11 protein-coding genes are annotated in these 19,556 nt (G+C 43.9%); 2 read left to right on the forward strand and 9 right to left on the reverse strand.

Annotation, left to right across the window (positions count from 1 at the left end):
- Nucleotides 1–1,002 (reverse strand): glucokinase, encoded by a 1,002-nt coding sequence (gene glk, locus NO992_RS07030; protein WP_010378016.1) that lies wholly within the window; start codon nt 1,000–1,002, stop codon nt 1–3.
- Nucleotides 1,003–1,320: 318 nt separating this feature from the next.
- Here glk and NO992_RS07035 point away from each other — a divergent pair, with 318 nt between their 5' ends.
- Nucleotides 1,321–2,340, forward strand: coding sequence for a LacI family DNA-binding transcriptional regulator (locus tag NO992_RS07035; RefSeq protein ID WP_010378014.1), 1,020 nt, complete (start codon nt 1,321–1,323; stop codon nt 2,338–2,340).
- Between the two features lie 75 nt (nt 2,341–2,415).
- Here NO992_RS07035 and NO992_RS07040 read toward each other — a convergent pair whose 3' ends face one another.
- The 5 genes from NO992_RS07040 to NO992_RS07060 all read right to left on the reverse strand — a co-directional run bounded on the left by NO992_RS07040 (nt 2,416) and on the right by NO992_RS07060 (nt 12,851).
- The gene (locus tag NO992_RS07040) at nt 2,416–4,812 is read right to left on the reverse strand and encodes a glycoside hydrolase family 15 protein (protein WP_371375527.1); all 2,397 of its coding nucleotides are present in this window, start codon (nt 4,810–4,812) and stop codon (nt 2,416–2,418) included.
- A gap of 10 nt (nt 4,813–4,822) precedes the next feature.
- Nucleotides 4,823–6,322, reverse strand: a complete 1,500-nt coding sequence (locus tag NO992_RS07045; RefSeq protein WP_371375530.1) for an MFS transporter — start codon at nt 6,320–6,322, stop codon at nt 4,823–4,825.
- A gap of 3 nt (nt 6,323–6,325) precedes the next feature.
- On the reverse strand, nt 6,326–8,200 hold the full coding sequence (locus NO992_RS07050) for an alpha-amylase family glycosyl hydrolase (RefSeq protein WP_371375533.1): 1,875 nt from the start codon (nt 8,198–8,200) through the stop codon (nt 6,326–6,328).
- A 119-nt stretch (nt 8,201–8,319) separates the two neighbouring features.
- A complete protein-coding gene (locus NO992_RS07055; RefSeq protein WP_371375536.1) occupies nt 8,320–9,834 on the reverse strand; it encodes a tryptophan halogenase family protein in 1,515 nt (504 codons plus the stop codon).
- 158 nt (nt 9,835–9,992) lie between these two features.
- Nucleotides 9,993–12,851 carry a TonB-dependent receptor gene (locus tag NO992_RS07060; RefSeq protein ID WP_206472703.1) on the reverse strand — a complete coding sequence of 953 codons (2,859 nt, stop codon included), beginning with the start codon at nt 12,849–12,851 and terminating at the stop codon, nt 9,993–9,995.
- A 635-nt stretch (nt 12,852–13,486) separates the two neighbouring features.
- Between NO992_RS07060 and NO992_RS07065 the strand changes: the two genes are divergently transcribed.
- Nucleotides 13,487–15,106: an alpha-glucosidase family protein gene (locus NO992_RS07065; protein ID WP_371375539.1), complete on the forward strand. Its 1,620-nt coding sequence runs from the start codon at nt 13,487–13,489 to the stop codon at nt 15,104–15,106.
- Nucleotides 15,107–15,136: 30 nt separating this feature from the next.
- On the opposite strand, the gene NO992_RS07070 is transcribed toward NO992_RS07065, so the two are convergent.
- From NO992_RS07070 to pheT, 3 genes are all read right to left on the reverse strand, one after another.
- On the reverse strand, nt 15,137–16,747 hold the full coding sequence (locus NO992_RS07070) for an EAL domain-containing protein (RefSeq protein WP_371375542.1): 1,611 nt from the start codon (nt 16,745–16,747) through the stop codon (nt 15,137–15,139).
- Between the two features lie 110 nt (nt 16,748–16,857).
- Nucleotides 16,858–17,157, reverse strand: coding sequence for an integration host factor subunit alpha (gene ihfA, locus NO992_RS07075; protein WP_010377997.1), 300 nt, complete (start codon nt 17,155–17,157; stop codon nt 16,858–16,860).
- 2 nt (nt 17,158–17,159) lie between these two features.
- The gene (gene pheT / locus NO992_RS07080; protein WP_371375545.1) at nt 17,160–19,547 is read right to left on the reverse strand and encodes a phenylalanine--tRNA ligase subunit beta; all 2,388 of its coding nucleotides are present in this window, start codon (nt 19,545–19,547) and stop codon (nt 17,160–17,162) included.
- Between the last annotated feature and the right edge of the window lie 9 nt (nt 19,548–19,556).

A 19,556-nucleotide genomic window follows, 5' to 3' on the forward strand; every position in this document is an offset into this window, starting at 1 on the left:
TTAAGCCCGGCGTCGCTCATGAATACATGCTGCTGCGCCAATCAGTGGGATATTATCTTGTACCACCAAAGTAACTGGAATTTGGCTCGTGTACTGTGACATCATGCCTTTTTCGGTAAAGCGTTCAACAAAGCTACTTGCTTGTAATCGCTCTTTCATCCGCGGCAAGATCCCACCACCTATATAAACACCACCTAAGGCACCAAAAGTCAGTGCTAAATCGCCAGCCACACTACCCATCCAGTCACAGAAGTGACTCAATGTTGCATCGCACACTTTACATTCTTTCGCAAGCGCACTGATCTGCGCCGCATTAAGATCTTTTGCTTGCTCACCACGCACTTCTGCCATGGCTTTGTAGAGTCTCGCAATACCTGGGCCCGAAAACACCGTCTCGACTGAGACATGTTGAATACTCGCGCGCAGTACCGTTAACAGCTCTTTGTCTAAGGCGGTAACCGGCGCAAGTGAGATATGTCCTGCTTCACAGCTCATCACCGCGCTGCCATTAATATCTCTAGCAAGACAAGCCGCACCAAATCCAGTACCAGGACCCATTACACCGATATTTGCGCCTAGCTCAGGCTGACCTTGCTTAATCACTAGGTTTTTCTCTAGTGCTAAGTAGGGCGCCGCATAGGCAAAAGCAGCAAAGTCGTTGATCACGGCAAGCTCGGTAAAATCGAACTGGGCTTTGATGTCTTCGGAATTAAAATGCCAACCTAAATTAGTTAAATGAACTTGCTGAGATTTGATAGGACCGGCAACCGCGAGACAGGCTCGGCTTGGCTGCGCTACAGGTAGCTCAGTTAAATATTTTTGGATAGCGGATTCAAAGGACTGGAATTCAGCACTAGGAAAAGTGGCTTGATGCGTAATTACAAAATGGTTAGTTCGCGTATCGAAATCTGACACGATTGCAAATCTGGCGTTTGTTCCCCCGATGTCGGCAACGACAATCGGCTCAAACGGCACGGATGAATGGCTTGTTGTCTGGCTCATATTATTATCTCTTTATCACTGCGATTATGCTTGGGCTAACATCAGGGCTGCCAGCACACGTCCTGCAATTTATTGTCTCAACTCGCCAAAATTTGCACGCCTTGGCTTTTGTTCTTACCTGTTATTCTGTTAATTTGGTAAAAAAATGCTGCCCTTGGCATAGGGCAGCCAAATACGTTTTGACAACAAAATGATAAAACATCGACATTATGACACCGGTGTCAGACTGTATCAATAAAAATTTGCAAATTCGGTGAAATTGGTTGAAAAAAAAATTGAATGGCTGACAATGTCACTGTCTTAAGCGTTGAGAAGAACATGAAAGGTAAAGCAACTTCATTTGATATCGCCCATTATGCTGGCGTTTCGCAATCTACGGTGTCGCGCGCCCTAAGAAATAGCCCTTTGGTTAACGAAGAAACTCGTCGTCGCGTTCATGAGATTGCTAAAAAGCTTAACTATAAGGTCGATAAAAACGCGAGTAATCTGCGCACTCAGCAAAGCAGTACATTAGCTTTGCTGTTATTTGAAGATCCCACAGAAGATGAGTCGCAAATTAATCCTTTCTTTTTAAGTATGCTTGGCAGTATTACCCGAGCGTGTGCAAAAGAAGGCTATGACCTTTTAGTATCGTTCCAATCGACGAGCAGTGATTGGCATGCCGATTATGAGGATAGTCACCGTGCTGACGGGTTAATTTTACTAGGCTATGGTGATTACATCGATTACCAGTCAAAGTTACAAACTCTACTCGACAACCACACAAAGTTTGTTTGTTGGGGGGCAACGGTTGATAACCGTCCAGACCTAACTGTGAGCTGCGACAATTACGGTGGTGGTGTATTGGCTGCAAAGCATTTAATCGACATGGTCAGAACAGATTGTGCGTTTATTGGCGATGCTTCGGATCACAGCCCAGAATTTTTTGCGCGCTTTAAAGGCTTTAGAGACACCCTTAAAGCAAAAGGTATTGAGGTGAGCGACCGTAAGATGGCAAATGCGATTTCCACAGAAGACTCTGGGTATCATGCAACTCGCTCCTTAATCGCCAACAATGTTAAATTTAACGCGCTTTTCGCAGCTAGCGATCTCATTGCTATTGGCGCGATTAAGGCGCTTCAAGAAGCAGGTGTTCGCGTCCCTCATGATGTCCATGTCGTTGGCTTCGATAACATTGCCGCAGCGGGTTATGTTTCTCCCTCTTTAACTACTGTGCAGCAAAACACCACATTGGCAGGACAAATGCTGGTCGATAACTTACTTACGCTTATCCGAGGTGAAGCGGTAGCCTCTACCCTCTTACCGCCCAAACTTATTATTAGACAATCTTCGCGATAGCTAGATCTTCAGCGGAATCGAATAAAAAATGCCGAACCTATCTTCGGCATTTTTTATGTGTTTACTTACTGTTTGTTATTTCAGTTTACTTTCTACGATTGGGTAGTGATCCCACACTTGTTTTTCATTAAGAGAACGTACTAACTTTACGTATTCAGCATGTGTCCAGGCCAAAGGCGTCGCCGAGTTCGTTCCTTCGCCAAGTTGATAGCCAAAGGTATTTTTACCCACACCATCCCATACTTGCTCAGGTAACATCATGCCTTCATTAGCAAAGTGCTCCATCCCCTTCACATAAGTATTTTGTATTTTGCTCTGTTCATCCGCACTTAACTCACCATCAAGCAGCGCCAGCGCAATATCATAGTGACCACGCTCTCCGGTAAAGAAAGGCCACACTCGACCGCGTTGGCCATCGGTATTCTGACCATTTTCGGCATAGTTGATACCGCGCTTCTCATCTTCACCATAACCGTCGTTACCGTAACGGCGGTACCCTGGATAACTATTAACATCGCCGTCAAATTTAAAGCTATATTTTACTCTTAAGTTTTCAGCTATCGATTCATCATCGTATTCAGGTATAGTAGCCACGATGCTCGGGGCATCAGCCCCTCTAACCCCATAACGCACAAGTTCCAAGAAGCCACCGTCGATGATCTGCTTCTTATCCATTCCGCTGCGGCCATTATTGGCATTTAAGGTCGTACTGGAATTAGGGTTTTCGTCTTGTCCAATACGGAAGAAATATTGACCGTCACTATGTTTGCTTTGCAGATTCCCTTTGGTTGTGAACATGAATGACTCAACATCACGATTGTACTGCTGCGCCGTCGCGAGGAATTTCTCTTGTCCCGCTTTATCACCGGCCAATTTAGCAATGTCGCTCGCCGTCACAAGGCCTGCAATGATTGCCGCGGTAGTCGATGGTGAATAGCCATTTTGCTCTTCCCAACGCTCTTGTTGCGTCGCAGGCGGTGTGATTTGCGTGTCATTCCACAATATTTTAGCCAGTCCCCCTTCAACTAAGAAGTTAGCTGCAGGCTTTAACATCTTGTTGTACCAATAAACCAATCTATCATCGCTTAGCACACCCGCTTGCCACAGTTTCCATGCCAGCATAATCGGCATTGCTGTTTGGTCAAGCTGTACTCCAACCCACTCAAGCTCGCCATCTACGTGCGTTTTTTGTAAGAACCAGCCAGTATCACCATGGTTACCCGGTGTTTTATTCGTAACTTGCACTTTTTCTAGATACTCAAAAGCAGTAAGTGCTGTTTGTTTATCTCCCATCGCCAAAAATGCCATCGCTACTTGATAAAAATCACGCACCCATACTGCTTTATAACCAGTATGGCCTTGCTCTGCTGGCACTGTGTCACCCCATGGATTTGACAACGATGCTATCAACGCACCGGCATGGGTTTTATCTTCTTGCGCCTTAAGCACAAGCGCACTGGTGTAAAGTAACTTGCCGTTGTCTGCGGTATTTGCCGTCATGGACTTTAGTGGCGCTAAACTTTCGAGATAATCTTGCCAGCCTGTCGCTTCACCTTGACCATTATAGTCAGCCAGTACCTTATCGTAACCTTTGGCTAATGTGGCTTCCCCTTCAGCAAAGCTTTGCTGCTGAGAGTGACCAAAACTCAAGGTAAGGTCAAAGGTGCTGCTGCCCTTGACGTGTCCTAGGTTTGCCAACCAGTTAACGTTGCCACTCTCTTTGCCTGTAGACGCATAAGCTTGGGCTATATGTCCTGTAGACTCAAGTGACGCTAAATTATCGCTGGTGCCAGTAAAACCGACAGATGCCTCTACAAAGGCGGTTTTGCTCTGCAATGAGAGATAGTTCTTACCTTCCCATGCTAGCAAACCTTGCTCTGTCACTTTTGCAAAATCGTTTAAACCATTGTTATTCACGTATGGGTTAACGTTCACAAAAGCCTGTACATCTTTGAGATCAGTATCTACTTTTGCTCTTACAAACAAGGTTTGTCCATCAGGGTCGGTGAAAATATGCTTTTCAAGAGTAAAGCGACCTTGTTTGTCCTTGCTTAAAATTTTGTAAGCAAGCGATAACGGTCTTCCACTGGCATCTTTATAAAGATAGTCAATCGTGACATCTAGAGCGTCAGTATCAGATTCTTTCACTGCAAAGCCGTCACCCACGATGATAAATTGCATGTCTTTGATCTGCGCTTGGTGAATAAGTCCAAACATGGTCTCTGTGATCATCCCTTTTGCAACAGAAAACCATACCTTTGAAACTGCTTTAGTAGCCGTAGAATCGCTGTACTTGCCATCTTCGTAAGCTTCGTATGACGTACCAATCCCCGTTTTTCCAGAATATGACCAATAAGGTTTAACGCCAGGTGTACCTGGTGCCGTCAGGGTTTCATTGCCAGATTGCTGTGATCCGCAACCCATGAGGCCAACACTTACCAAGGCAAGTGCGATTGTTGATAGTTTAATCATCTCGTTCTCCTTATTGAGCCTTTATCGTGACTCTTGAAACAGCTAATGCAGCGAGTAAAAATGACACGCCTCCGATGACGAGTGCGAATATCGGTTGGTTATCAAAACCATGACGCAGAATTAGACCTAGAATACTGGCGGCGAGTAATTGTGGGATCACGATAAAAAAGTTAAAGATCCCCATAAATACACCCATTTTGTTGCTTGGCAAAGCGTTACTTAACATCGCGTAAGGTAATGACAAAATAGATGCCCAAGCAAAGCCAATGCCCACCATGGGCAACCAAAGTAATGTGGGAGCAGCGATAAATTTGAAGCTAATTAAAGACACGGCGCCAAAAAACAAGTTAGCTGCATGTGCCCCTTTGAGACCAATGCGCTTAACCATGAATGGGATCAGCATCGCAGCAATAGCAGCAAAGCCATTGTAGGCTGCAAATAACACCCCGACCCAATCAGCACCGTCGTTATAAAGCTTGCTCGTTACATCTGACGTGCCATAGTGATAGCTCGTCACCGCTGAGGTGGTATAGATCCACATGGAAAATAGCGAAAACCAGCTAAAAAACTGCACCACAGCAAGCTGCTGCATGGTCTTTGGCATCGTAAACAAGTCAAAAATAACATGATAAAAACCATTACTTACACGCTGTTTTTGCTGCATCACATGCGCAATGACAAATACAATTGCAAAAGCGATAAGCAGCCCACTGAGCAAATAAAGCTCTTTTTCAAGGCCAAGAAGTGCAACGGCAAGCAACACAATAACGCCAATGAAACCGCTCACCGCACTGCCTTTTAAAAAGTTCACAGGTAAGTCTGACAGTGTTGCGCTTTGCGTATTCGTTTGCGCTTGTTCAAAGGCTGCGAGTTGCTCAGGGCTATATTCTTTCGTTTTTAGAATCGTCCACAATACGGAGATGAACAAGATAGCTCCCCCCCAGTAAAATGCGTATTTTACCGAGTCAGGGATTTGTCCTGCAGGAGCTGTGTTACTCACCTCAAACCAATTGGTCATCATCCAAGGCAGCGCAGACGCGACCACGGCACCAACACCAATGAAAAAGCTTTGCATCGCATACCCTGTAGCACGTTGCTTTTCATTCAGATTATCACCTACTAATGCTCTAAACGGCTCCATCGTGACGTTGATAGACGCATCCATTATCCACAGCATGCCCGCCGCAATCCATAGTGTTGGAGAATTGGGCATGATGAAAAGCGATAGCGTGGTAAGGATAGCTCCCCACAAGAAAAATGGTCTTCTACGGCCAAGTTTTCCCCATGTCCTATCACTCCAGTAGCCGATAATTGGCTGCACGATTAAACCTGTTAAGGGCGCTGCAACCCACAAAATAGGGATGTCATCGACCTTAGCACCGAGGGTTTGAAAAATACGACTCACATTGCCGTTTTGCAGTGCAAAACCAAATTGGATCCCAAGAAACCCAAAGCACATATTCCATATCTGCCAAAAACTGAGTTGTGGTTTTTGTTGTTCTTGTTGCATAGGTTACTTCTCTAATTGATAAACCACGCTGGCAAGCGGTGCTAGCGTAATCGTTGCGTTGGCGTGCTCGCCATCAGTTGTTGGTTGTAATTGTAAAGTCGGGTGTGACTCTAAAATATCGTTATAAACACCATCCCACTCTTTAGGCAGATTTACGGTGACTATTTGTTCTTGTTCTGCATTAAAGTTGCTCACGACCAACAGCTTTTGTTGACCTAATTTACGGCCAAATGCCATGACTGTTTCAGCATTGCTTGGCATCTCAGCAATCAGGGCGACTTGCTGGTATTCACCAGCCGCAATTGCCGGCTGTTTTGCAAGGTTGAGTAATTTGACGTAGTAATTACGAAGTGCATTTTGCTCATTTGAAAGTAGCGCGCCATCAAATTTCCCGTCATTCATCCATTTTTGATGTTCGGGTACACCAATATAGTCAAAGATACTGGTTCTGCTTGGACTGCCGAACCCCGCCTGCTCAGAGCCGTCTTCCCCTAATGTTTGTCCAAAATAGATCATTGATGGTGCTGTGCTTATCAGGTGACTAACCACCATAGCGGGTTTACCTTTTAGCGGATCGCCTACAAATTCAGGGCTTGCGATACGCTGCTCATCATGGTTTTCTAAAAAGTGCAACATATGGGGGGCAATATCGGCTACCGATTGATGACTATCCAACACGGCTTGAGCACTACCTTTGCCTTGCATTAACGCCTTCAAGGTGTCGTAGAAACCCACTTTGTCGTAGAGGTAATCCATCTTCCCTTGCTTGATATACGGGCGATATAAAGTGGGGTTATAGACTTCTGCAAGCAAGAAAGCTTCAGGATTTTTTGTTTTAATCGACGAGTTTAAGAAGCTCCAAAACTCTACTGGCACCATTTCCGCCATATCGTAACGGAAACCGTCTACGCCCTTTTCTAACCAAAAGTGAGTAATGGCTTGAAATTTGTACCAACTATCTGGCAATTGCTTGTGTTGCCAAAATTCAAAATGTGCACGGTAATCCTGCTGAGCATAATCGTCAGGGAGGCGTTCGAAATCGTAGCTACCGTCAGGCTTAACACCGTAATTCACTTTGACGGTTTCATACCAATCATTAATATCAGGCTTTGCCGCACGAGCACCGTTACCGGTCCACTTTGCTGGATTTTCTGCAAATTTGCCATCCGCCAATGGATGAGATCCACCACCTAACACCTGATAGCTTTCACTCGTTGGTACGGTAAACTCCTCACCAACCACATAATAAAAATTATTGTCCCGAGCATATGCAACTTGCGTGTCGTCATTCGTGCCAAAATCAACAGTTCCTTTAGGCGCACCGAGTGACTCATAGTTACGAGCGACATGGTTTGGCACAATATCAATGATCACTTTTAAGCCGGCGTCATGTGTGCGTTTGATTAAGGCTTCAAATTCAGCCAGTCGTGCAGAAGGATCATTCGCAAGATCAGGGTTAACGTTGTAGTAATCTTTTATTGCATAAGGTGAACCCGCTCTGCCTTTTACAACATCAGGATCATCTTGGCTGATCCCATACTTGCTATAATCCGTCACTACTGCGTGATGGAGCACGCCGGTATACCAAACATGGGTCACCCCCATCGCCTTGATTTGTTGTAATGCCGTAGGAGTAAAATCAGAAAACTTGCCTACGCCGTTTTCCTCTAGCGTTCCCCAAGGTTTGTTCTCTGTTTTAGTATTGCCAAAGAGCCTTGTGAATACTTGATAAACAACGGGTTTGCTCACTGGCGCCACTTCCGATTGCAATGTCATTTGTTCGGTTTTTTTATCAACTGGCTTGGGGCCACAGCCACTTAAACTTACTGCACCACCCAAAAGCGCTGACACAGCCAATAGTAGAGATTTATTTTTCATAGTGTTGTCATAATGCTGTTTTAAAAGAGTCTACTTGCGTAAACGAACGTACTGAACCCATTACATATGTATTCAGAAAGACCCTTGATTAGATTTTATTTATAACGATTAATACCAAGTTACTTGTGAACATTTGCCACAAAGCTTTCTAGCTCCATTCGATGATCTTTAAAATTCAATCCACATCGTCTAATGAAGTCATTCACTTTTTCGATGCTATGTTGGTTTGCTAGGGCATTGCCTGACTTAAGCTGAGCTTGTTCTGGGTAGATACCATAACCTGCCAATAAACAATGCCAGCTGACTGAAGGGTAATATTGATCAACGTTTTGGCGAACTAATTCATCTGATAAGTTGTTACCAGAAACCCAAGTCTGTAAAATTTGATAGAGTGACCGCGATAAGTGGTTATTGTTGGCATTATCAAGCCAGTAGTTGGTGTCAGTACGACTATTCACACGATAATGAGCGACGATATAGTCTCGAATAGCCTGATACCGTTCGCTCAAAGCGCGGTTGTGTTTATCTCTGTTACCATCGGTAAAGCCCGCATCTTGGTAGCATTCAATAAAGCTCTGAACGGTTTCTTGGACTATATGCAAAGCGGTTGCTTCTAAAGGCTCTATGAATCCTTGAGATAAACCAATCGCTATACAGTTTTTACTCCAGTGCGCTTTAACTTGCCCGACTTTCATTTTTATATGTCGAGCTTCTACTTCTGAGTCCAACAAACCCAAAGCAGCCCTTAGCTCGGTTTCGGCTTGATCCGCATTACAGTAACGTTGACTATAAACATAACCGTTACCGATACGATTCGTTAATGGAATGTGCCAAGACCACCCAAATTGACGCGCAACAGATTGTGTTTCGGAGCGAATAGTGTCAAGTTGCTTGGTAGGTATAACGACCGCAGCGTCGTTAAATAAATTGGACTCGAATGACTCGAAACCCACGCCTAAAGTGTGTTGTAGCAGTAAACTTTTGAAGCCCGAGCAGTCAATAAAAATATCACCAGCGATTTCCGTACCATCCGACCTTATCAGTGCCGCAATATCACCATCAACGTGTTTTCGAACGTCGGTAATTGTGGCATCAATGTGTTTTACATTAAACTCAGCCGCTTTGCGAGCCAACAACTGGCCAAGCAAAGCTGAGTCAAAGTGATAACCATAATTAATTTCGAATGGGAAGCTTTCTGCAGCAATTGGGGATTTATTTAAATCAGCCAAGTGAGTTGCTAAAAAAAAGTGGTCTGGATGGCCCTCTACGTCAATCGCCTTACGCCGAACAAAGCTGTTATGAAAAAAAGCCGGTGCACTGTAGTCATCAGGTTGTGCAGGAAATGGGTGAAAATAGCTAGAAAACCCAGGTTTTGTCGACCAATCTATAAACCGAATGCCATTTTTATAGGTCGCATTACAAGCCGGCATCCACTCGGCTTCCGAGATACCTAAATAGTCCATAAATCCTTTGAACTGCGGAGTAGACCCTTCACCAACACCAATAGTTCCGATGCTAGAAGATTCAACCACAGTGATTTCTATCGCTTTATCTGCCCAGCTTTTTGCCATCATATTCGCGGCCATCCAACCTGCAGTTCCACCACCTAAAATCACTATTTTCTGATTTTTCATCGCCTTCGCACCTTAAACCTATTAAAAACCACGTATTGAAAGTGAAACAAACATATCAATTTAGATAATTGATGATAACCACTCATTACACAGTGAGCGACTATAAAAAAGCCACCAAAGCAGGTGTTACTTTGGTGGCCATGAATGCTTGCTAATAATTAGAAGCTATAGTTGAACCCTAAATAATACTGGCGGCCAAACTCTTTGTACTCACCAGTGGCAAGTGCAGTACCATAATTAGTGGTATTTGGCTCATCAGTTAGGTTATTAACCTGTAAGACGGCTTCCAAACCATTCTCAAAGTTGTACGATGCCTGCCAATCAACAACAGTATATTCATCAGCCCAAGCTAGAGAAGAGCCTCCTGGTGAAGCCCCTTCATATACATACTCATCACGGTAACGGATATTCAGGTGCGTTGTGAACGAATCTATGTTCCAAAATACCGTAGCACTCCATACATTTTTTGATAGACCAGGGAGTGGCAGTTGCTGATCAGGGAAGTTACCACCGCCATCTACCGTTGTTTCGCTCTCGGTATATGAATAGTTAGCGTTAAAACCTAAGCCCGAAAAGACACCCGGTAAATTATCAAACATCGTGGTATAAGCCAGCTCAATACCTCTTATGTATCCACCTTGATCATTGTTCTGAGTCGTTTGGTATTGACCTGCAACAAACCCATCTGGTACCTCTAGGCCAATATCAGCCCAGTCAACCTCACCTTCTTGATAAGTAATACTTTCAATCAAAGATTCAATATCTTTCCAGAATATCGCGGCAACAAAAGCACCACCATCTTCAAAGTAACGCTCATAAGATAAATCAATTTGAGTCGCTCTAAACGGGTCTAAATTTGGGTTACCTTTTGACCACACATTATAACGAGGACTAGTACCATCATTTGCGGTGTCAGCCCAAGACCCTGCACCACCTCTAAGCTGGTAGACAGGTGGACGGCCAATAACTTCTGCAGCTGCAAACCTAATTTGGTCCGTGTCACTCACTCTGAAATTGAGGTTTAGTGAAGGCAATGTGTCCGTATACTCAGGGCCGTAATTAACATGGCGATAATCGGTTCTTTCAACGCCATTGTCATCGATGATTGAGTCACCAACTTCATCGCCTTGGATCTGTTGAATGCCTATTGATTTCGTATCAGTTCTTACTACTCGAACGCCAAAATTACCCGTCACTGGTATGTCGGCAATTTCGGTATCTATATTTGCCATAATATAACCGGCTAATACTTCTTCTCTAACAGCGCCACTTTCAATGAGCGTCCAATTGTGACCCCAAGTTTGTTGTGCCTCATAATTGCCCGGACCAAATACTTCGTTAGCGATACCTTCAAGGTCTAGTTCCAAGTATTGGAAACCTCGAGTATCTCTAACCGAAACATATCCCGTCAAATCGTGAGGAATACACGGGTGGTTCTGATCATTAAATTCACAGCCTTTGTTCGTGACGATGGTGCCATCCGGTAACTGGTAACCATTTTGGCCTTCGCGTGCGCCCCATCTAAATGTCGAGCGTTGATCCGTAAATTCACGGTCAGACCAACGCGCACCAACTTCAATCGAAGAAATAAAGCTGTTCTCAATAAAATACTTAAAATCAACCTTAACGCTATCTAACTCGTCTGTGTACTTGTGAGGAAATTGTTCCCAATCACCCAGTCGCATATTAGATAGGTCGGTATACCCATTGCCAAGTGTTAACAGTGGTGAGTCTTTCTCTCTTTGTTCGAACGAAAAGGTTTGATTTCTTAATTCTTGCCAAGTGTTAACTAACGTTCCATCTTCCAGTGTAGAAGTACCGTATTCATATGCATGCATTGAAGCAATCATATCTCTACGCGTTTTTTCCCCTTCACTATGAGCCCAGTCGAACTTTAATTCCCACGAATCTGTCGTGTATTGCAAGTTTAAGCCAAAGCTGTCGGTGGTTGAATCCGTTGATTGGTCTTCAGAGCGCATCTCAACCCATGGGCCATTGGGATCAGTAATAGTCACATCCCCAGCAACTAGAAAACCGTCTTTAACAACTGCATTATCAACCGAATACAACGAGTTAATATCTTTTGAGAATCCTTCAATATTTAAGCCGCTCTTTTTATCTTCCGATTCAAACTTAGAATGGAAATAATCAAATTGGACTTTGAATGCGTCTGTTGGCTGATACACCAAAGTGCTTAACAGGCCAAGTCTTTCATCGCTGCCTTTGGCTGAACGATATTGAAAGCCATTGACCGAGCGCTCTTCTGTACCATCACCATCAAAATCTTGAGAGCGTGTAGGAGCATGCGCTGAGATATCAATTGCGTTATTTGGTTGGTTTAGATACGCCCCACCAATAGCAAAACCAAGTGTCTCATTTAGGAATTTACCTCGGTATGAAAAACTAATACGTTCGCCTGTTGAATCCGCGCCCACATCTGATGCAGCATCATTGTAGGAATATCTTACCGAAGAATTAAAATTATGTTCTTTTTCAGCATCGAGAGGGTTTGCCGTTTTAAGTTCAACCGTAGCCGCAACACCGCCTTCAATCAGCGACGCTTTTGGTGATTTATACACTGCGGCTTGATTAATTAATTCTGACGGATATTGGTCGAATGAAATCCAGCGACTACCTGCAGTATATCCACTGGTACTCGCCTGCTCACGTCCGTTTAATGTGGTTTGAATAAAGTCGCCGTTCATCCCGCGAATATTAAGTTGCGAAGATTGCCCACTTGCTCTTACCGCGGTGATCCCAGGTAGACGGCTCAACGAGTCAGCGATTGACACGTCAGGTAAGGAAGCTAAGTCTCCAGCATCAACTACTTCTGCAATGGTGTCGCTAAATCTTTTTTTATCGATTGAGGCGATGATACTGCGCGAGATACCTCGAACTTCGATCACCTCAACGTTTTTTTCTTCATTATTAGCAGTGTTATCTTCAACAGGAGCAGCATGGCTCACACCTGCAGCAATCAGCGCAAGCGTTAGCATACTCGGTTTGAACTTAGACATAATGTTTTATCCCAATTAACCATATTATATTGTGCGATTTGTTCATCTGGCGTGCAAACTGATGAAAAAACAAACGAGCACAGTTGTTGTCAGTCAAATACTAGCGGCTGATTAAATTTGTAAACAACTTTATGCATACGTATTCAAAGCTAGTGCATTTCAACGAAATTTACAGGTTTTTTACAGGAATAAAACTCAACTCAATGATATATATATAGTTTTATTGGGTAAGGTCAAAAGGCCGACCACATTTATTTACCAGCTTTAATTTCACTAAATCTTAACTTTCACGGGCTATTATTGTCGACTGAACACCAAAATATCCTCAACATGTAATCTATAGCTATACTAAAGTTAAATTGGTCTTACCAAAAATTCACTCTTACAAAGCTTTATTTGTCTGGTTATTCCCTTTTAAAGGTCAATATTGGTAAATTTATTTTATAAAATAAAATTATGTGAATGAGTTATCATAAATTCACCTCACAAAACCTGCATACGTATGCAGGTTTTTTACACCCCACCGAGCATGACGTATTCTTTGGCAAAATTAGTGGTGAAAGTGCCCAGCATAGTATTTACTTGATACTCAGCACTGCCACAGAATAAACACGCACATAGCCTGGAGAAAGTGCATGGCAAATAATGAATGGTGGAAAGGCGCGGTTATCTATCAAATATATCCGCGTAGCTTTCAAGACAGTAATGCAGACGGTATTGGCGACTTACAGGGTATTATTCAGCGACTAGACTACATTAAATCGCTTGGTGTTGATGCAGTATGGATTTCACCATTTTTTAAATCGCCAATGAAAGACTTTGGCTATGATATTAGCGACTATCGCGATATCGATCCTATGTTTGGTACGCTCGACGATTTTGATACGCTTATTGGTGAAGCACATAAACGTGATATTAAGATCATTATTGATCAGGTACTTAGTCATACCTCAAATCAACACCCGTGGTTTGTCGAAAGTCGTGAAGACAACACAAATGATAAAGCAGATTGGTATGTATGGGCCGATGCCAATCCAGACGGCAGTCCACCAAACAATTGGCTATCCATTTTTGGCGGTGTTGCCTGGCAGTGGGAGCCTAGACGTTGCCAATATTATCTGCATAACTTTCTCACTGAGCAGCCGGATCTGAACTTTCATCACCCTGAAGTACGTAAAGCCGTACTAGACAACGTCGAATTTTGGCTCAAAAAAGGCGTTGATGGATTTAGACTAGATGCCATTAACTTCTGTTTTCACGATAAGCAGCTTAGGGATAATCCAGCTAAGCCTATTGAGCTTCGTCAAGGTCGTGGCTTTAGCGAAGACAACCCTTACGCTTTCCAATACCATTATTATAATAATACGCAACCAGAAAACTTAGCGTTTATGGAAGAGATCCGTGCCTTATTAAATAGATATCCAGGTACCGTTAGCTTAGGTGAGATCAGTTCAGAAGACTCTTTGCAAACAATGGCAGAGTACACAGCCGATGGTAATAAACTTCATATGGGTTATAGCTTTGAGCTCCTTACTAACGACTATAGTGCAAAGTACATCAGAGAAACGGTTTCTCGCCTAGAGTCAGTCATGACCGAAGGTTGGCCATGTTGGGCGTTTGCAAATCACGATGTAGAACGGGTAGCAAGTCGCTGGAGTATAGATGGCAAGGTAAACGATGCACAGGTCAAAATGCTCACCGCCCTTCTCGGTTCATTGCGGGGTAGCGTCTGTATGTACCAAGGCGAAGAACTAGGGCTTGGCGAAGCCGCCGTTGCCTTCGAAGAGCTGCAGGACCCATATGGCATTACCTTTTGGCCAAACTTTAAAGGCCGTGATGGCTGTAGAACGCCGATCCCGTGGACACAGGCAAAAACTAATGCTGGCTTCTCAGAGTCTAAGCCTTGGTTACCAGTTTCTGAAGCGCATGCCCTACGAGCTGTAGACAAACAAGCAGTAGATAGCAATTCAACGCTCAGCTACTATCAAGCATTTTTACAGTGGCGAAATGCGCAACCTGCACTAAAAACAGGTGACATTGAGTTTATTGACACTCCAGAGCCAGTATTAGCTTTTTACCGTAGAACCCAAACCCAAACATTACTGTGCGCATTCAACTTAGCAGCTACTCAACAAAGCGTGACACTTCCTGAAGTTGCATTAACGCAGTGCGACCTGAAGCACCTAAGCGGCACGGCGAGCGCAAATGCACTAATACTTGATGCATTTGGTTGCTACTTCGCTGAGGTTTTATAATAGTTAGGCCTTGTAATTAAATAAGAGCGGTTAAGCCGCTCTTTTGTTATCTAACACTTTATCTATCTCACGCTGTAGTTGCGGCAGCTCTAGTGCTTTGAAATAAAGCCAACCTTGATGAATATTCACCCCTCTACTTTTGAGATAACTAGCTTGAGCTTGAGTCTCTACCCCTTCAGCAATCAGTTTCTTATCCAGCTTTTCCGCCATATCAATCACTGCCGATAAAACCGGGGATTGCAAAGTATCTAGGCCAATTGATGCTACAAAGCTCTGATCTATTTTCAACAGGTCGATCGGAAAACTTTGCAAGTACTGTAAGCCACTATACCCCGTACCAAAATCATCAATCGCGATTTCTATTCCAGCACGTTTGAGCTCGGTTAGTACCGTTTTCGTTTGAGCCTGCGTCAGCACATCACGTTCAGTTAATTCAATAGTTAATGAAGATATTTGGTTTTTTGCAGCAAGTAAGGCATCGATATAGCGTTTAGAGCCCAAAAGTAAACCATTAACGTTAAAAGACACCTTAAAGTCTGGCTGAGCGACTAAGATGTCCGTCAAATCACGCACAGCGTTTTCGACTTGTGCTATCGAGATATCTAAAATAGTACCATCACGCTCAGCTTCAGGCACAAAGTAAGCGGGGCCGAGCACTCCTTCAAGTGGGTGACGCCAACGAATGAGTACTTCCACGCCCACTATCGATGGTATCTGTGCATTAACGAGAGGTTGATACACATTAAATAACTCATCATTTGCCAATGCTCTTAATATTTGTGTTTTACTGCTTAGCTGGCGCTTGTCATAACTGATCAATAACAACGTGAGGCCAACCCAAGAGGCGCAATACAACACACTCCAAAGTACTAGCCACAGCCACCCTAGACTCACTAGTTGCTCATCATTTTTTGCAATGATTAAGCTCATCTGCGGCAAACTCGGAATAGCTGCAACGTACGCAAACTTTACCTTTGCATCATCAAAGAGTCCTTCTACTGCGCGGCTATTAGCAGTCGGAAATAGTTTTTGGCGGATTGGCAAAGCATATTTACCATTTAAAAAAACCGGCACACCCGTGCTATTGTCCACCAAGGCAGCAAAATCGGTATTATGATGAGCCGAGATATCAAGCATACTCTTTAGCCAATGATCCGGCATCAACACATTTACCTCATAACCATCGTCTCTCGTGCGCGCTAAAACAAAGGCTGGAAGTTCTAAATAGTCGGTAATGATTGGGCCATAGTATCTAAGTCCAGGCTTTTTTATTGGGGCACTGGTATTCACAGGTGGAGTGAGTTGCCCAAAAGAATTGCAGACCAATTTCCCGTTACTATCTACGATCCCTATTTCGCTCATGCCTGGGTTTTCAAAAACCAATCTACGCATGTAGTGTAGACCGTCAGGGTCGCAATGTGGAGAAAGGTGGATGGCGTGTTTTAAGGTATCGTCTACAACGACAAACTCTTTGTTGATGTCAGATACAATTCGACTCGCTACGGTGACAAGGTTAGATTTAGCGGTCTCTTTTTGATGCACATAAGTGAAGGCGGCCACAATTGAAAATACAAAGGTGCAAGACAACCAAGCAATAAAGATATTCTTAAACAACTTGCTTAAGGAGTGTGCTCCTCGCATAAGCTCCTCACTCCACGGAACGCAAACAGGCGCAGAGTGTAGCTTGAATATGTGACAAAACTATTTCAATATAAAAAAAGCCTTGGTATCACCACCAAGGCTTTCTTATATTACAAGTTTTTGCTTGTGCCGACCTCAACACGGGTTTTTAACTTTTGGCCAGGCCTAAAAGTTACCACGCGTCGCGCAGAGATAGGAATATCTTCCCCAGTTTTTGGGTTCCTACCTGGGCGTTCCTTCTTGTCGCGAAGGTCAAAGTTACCAAACCCCGAGAGCTTTACTTGCTCGCCGTTTTCTAGCGCTGAGCGGATTTCTTCAAAAAACGCTTCAACTAAGTCTTTGGCATCTTTCTTATTGATCCCCAGTTTTTCAAATAGGTGTTCAGCTATGTCGGCTTTAGTAAGCGCCATATCTAGTCCCTCAACGATGCATTGAATTGTTTGGCCAGTTCGGCCACCACGTTTTCTACAACCGCGTTGATGTCTTTCTCTTCGAGCGTTCTATCAACCGCTTGTAATGTTAGAGCAATGGCTAAACTCTTATGATCAGGTTCAACCCCTTGCCCTTTGTACACATCGAATAAGTTTAGGTCAACTAATTGATTTCCGCCAACTTTCTCAATGCACTCTAAAATATCGCCTATTTTTACGTCATCTGCAACTAAAATAGCAATATCTCTTCTATTTGATGGGAATTTCGAGATACTAACTGCTTCTGGAAGCAAGCGATTTTCTAAAGCAGCCATGTCGATTTCAAATACATATGGTGTATCTTTAAGCTCTAACGGCTTTAATAGCTGAGGGTGAACTGCACCGATGAAACCAACCTTTTTACCGTCTGCATAAATTGCAGCTGATTGACCAGGGTGCAAACCATCGCTCGCTTCTGCTTTAAAGCTAAAGCGCGCTTTATCGTTACAAAGCGCAAGTAATGCTTCTACATCGCCTTTCACATCAAAGAAATCCACTTTACGTGAAGGCACTGACCAATGTTCATTGTGCGTATTACCATACGCGATGCCACCGATCACAGCGGTTTGACGTACACCGTTCTCCGCGTTGTCGTCTTTGATAAACTTAAGGCCCGTTTCGAATAAACGAATACGTGACTGTTGACGATTTTGGTTATAAGAAACCGCATTGATAAGTCCTGTCATCAGGCTTACACGCATTGCAGACATTTCAACCGAAATTGGGTGTGGAAGAATTAATGCATCGGCTTTTGGATGTAGCTGCTGTTGTGCTTTTGGATCAACGAAGCTATATGTGATGGCTTCTTGATAACCACGGCTTACTAACTCATCTCTAAAACGCGCTACTGGCAAACGTGCTTCTTGATGATCTGTCATCTTTAACGCAGCGGTTGGTGCCACATTTGGAATATTGTTGTAGCCAAATACGCGAGCAACTTCTTCAATTAAGTCTTCTTCGATACTAATGTCGAAGCGATAGCTTGGCACTTGAGCTTGCCACTGGCCGCCAGCAAATGTTACCGCTAAGCCCAGGCGCGTTAAGATGTCTGATACTTTAGCATCTTCGATATGATAACCAATCACGCGGTCTAAACGCTCACGGCGTAAAGTCACTTGACGCTCTTTTGGTAAATCCGCTTCTGACACAGCTTCAACAATCGGTCCGGCTTCACCGCCAACGATTTCAAGTAGCAAGCCTGTTGCTCTTTCCATCGCATCGCGCTGCAGTACTGGGTCTACACCACGCTCATAACGGTGCGATGCATCGGTATGCAAACCGTAGCTACGTGCCTGACCTGCAATCGCAAGCGGTGCAAAGAACGCGCTTTCTAACAAGATGTCTTTTGTCTCGTCACTAACACCCGACTGTTCACCACCGAAGATACCTGCCATCGCAAGTGCTTTATTATCATCAGCAATCAGTAGTGTTGATGGATTAAGCTTCGCCGTGTTGCCGTCTAACAATACTAGCTCTTCATTCTCAAAGGCATTACGTACTTTAATTCCACCTTCGATTTGGCTTAAATCGAACGCGTGCATCGGGTGACCTAGCTCAAGCAATACGTAGTTCGTAACATCAACAACTGGATCAATTGAGCGTACACCGCAGCGGCGCAATTTCTCTACCATCCAAAACGGGGTCTCTGCTTTAACATTAACGCCCTTGATCACACGACCTAAGTAGCGTGGACATGCTTCGCTGTTTACCAGTTCAATAGAGATTTTATCATCAATCGTTGGCGTAACGGGCGTGATAGCAACTTCTGTTACGTCGATGCTGTTTAGTACCCCAACTTCACGAGCCAGACCTTTGATCCCCAAACAGTCGCTACGATTAGCCGTTAAATCGACATCAATCGTTACATCGTTCAAGCCGAAGTATTCACGAATATCTTGACCGATTGGCGCATCCATAGGGAGTTCTAAAATACCGTCTGAACTTTCCGCCATACCAAGCTCTTCAAACGCACATAGCATACCGTGAGACGGCTGACCGCGAAGTTTAGCTTTCTTAATTTTGAAATCGCCTGGAAGCGTTGCGCCCACTTTAGCAACAGCCACTTTTAAACCGGCACGGCAGTTAGCGGCACCACAGACAATATCTAGTAGTTCGTCTTCGCCTACATTTACTTTTGTTACTCTAAGTTTGTCAGCGTCTGGGTGTTGACCACATTCAACCACTTCACCGATAACCACACCTTGGAAGTCACCGGCAACTGGGTCTACACCATCAACTTCTAAACCCGCCATTGATAATTGCTCAGATAGCGTATCAGTATCAATTGCTGGATTGACCCACTCGCGTAACCACTTTTCACTGAATTTCATACTTTTGTC

The organism is Pseudoalteromonas sp. DY56-GL79 (assembly GCF_041414765.1).
Classification (GTDB): Bacteria; Pseudomonadota; Gammaproteobacteria; order Enterobacterales; family Alteromonadaceae; genus Pseudoalteromonas; species Pseudoalteromonas piscicida.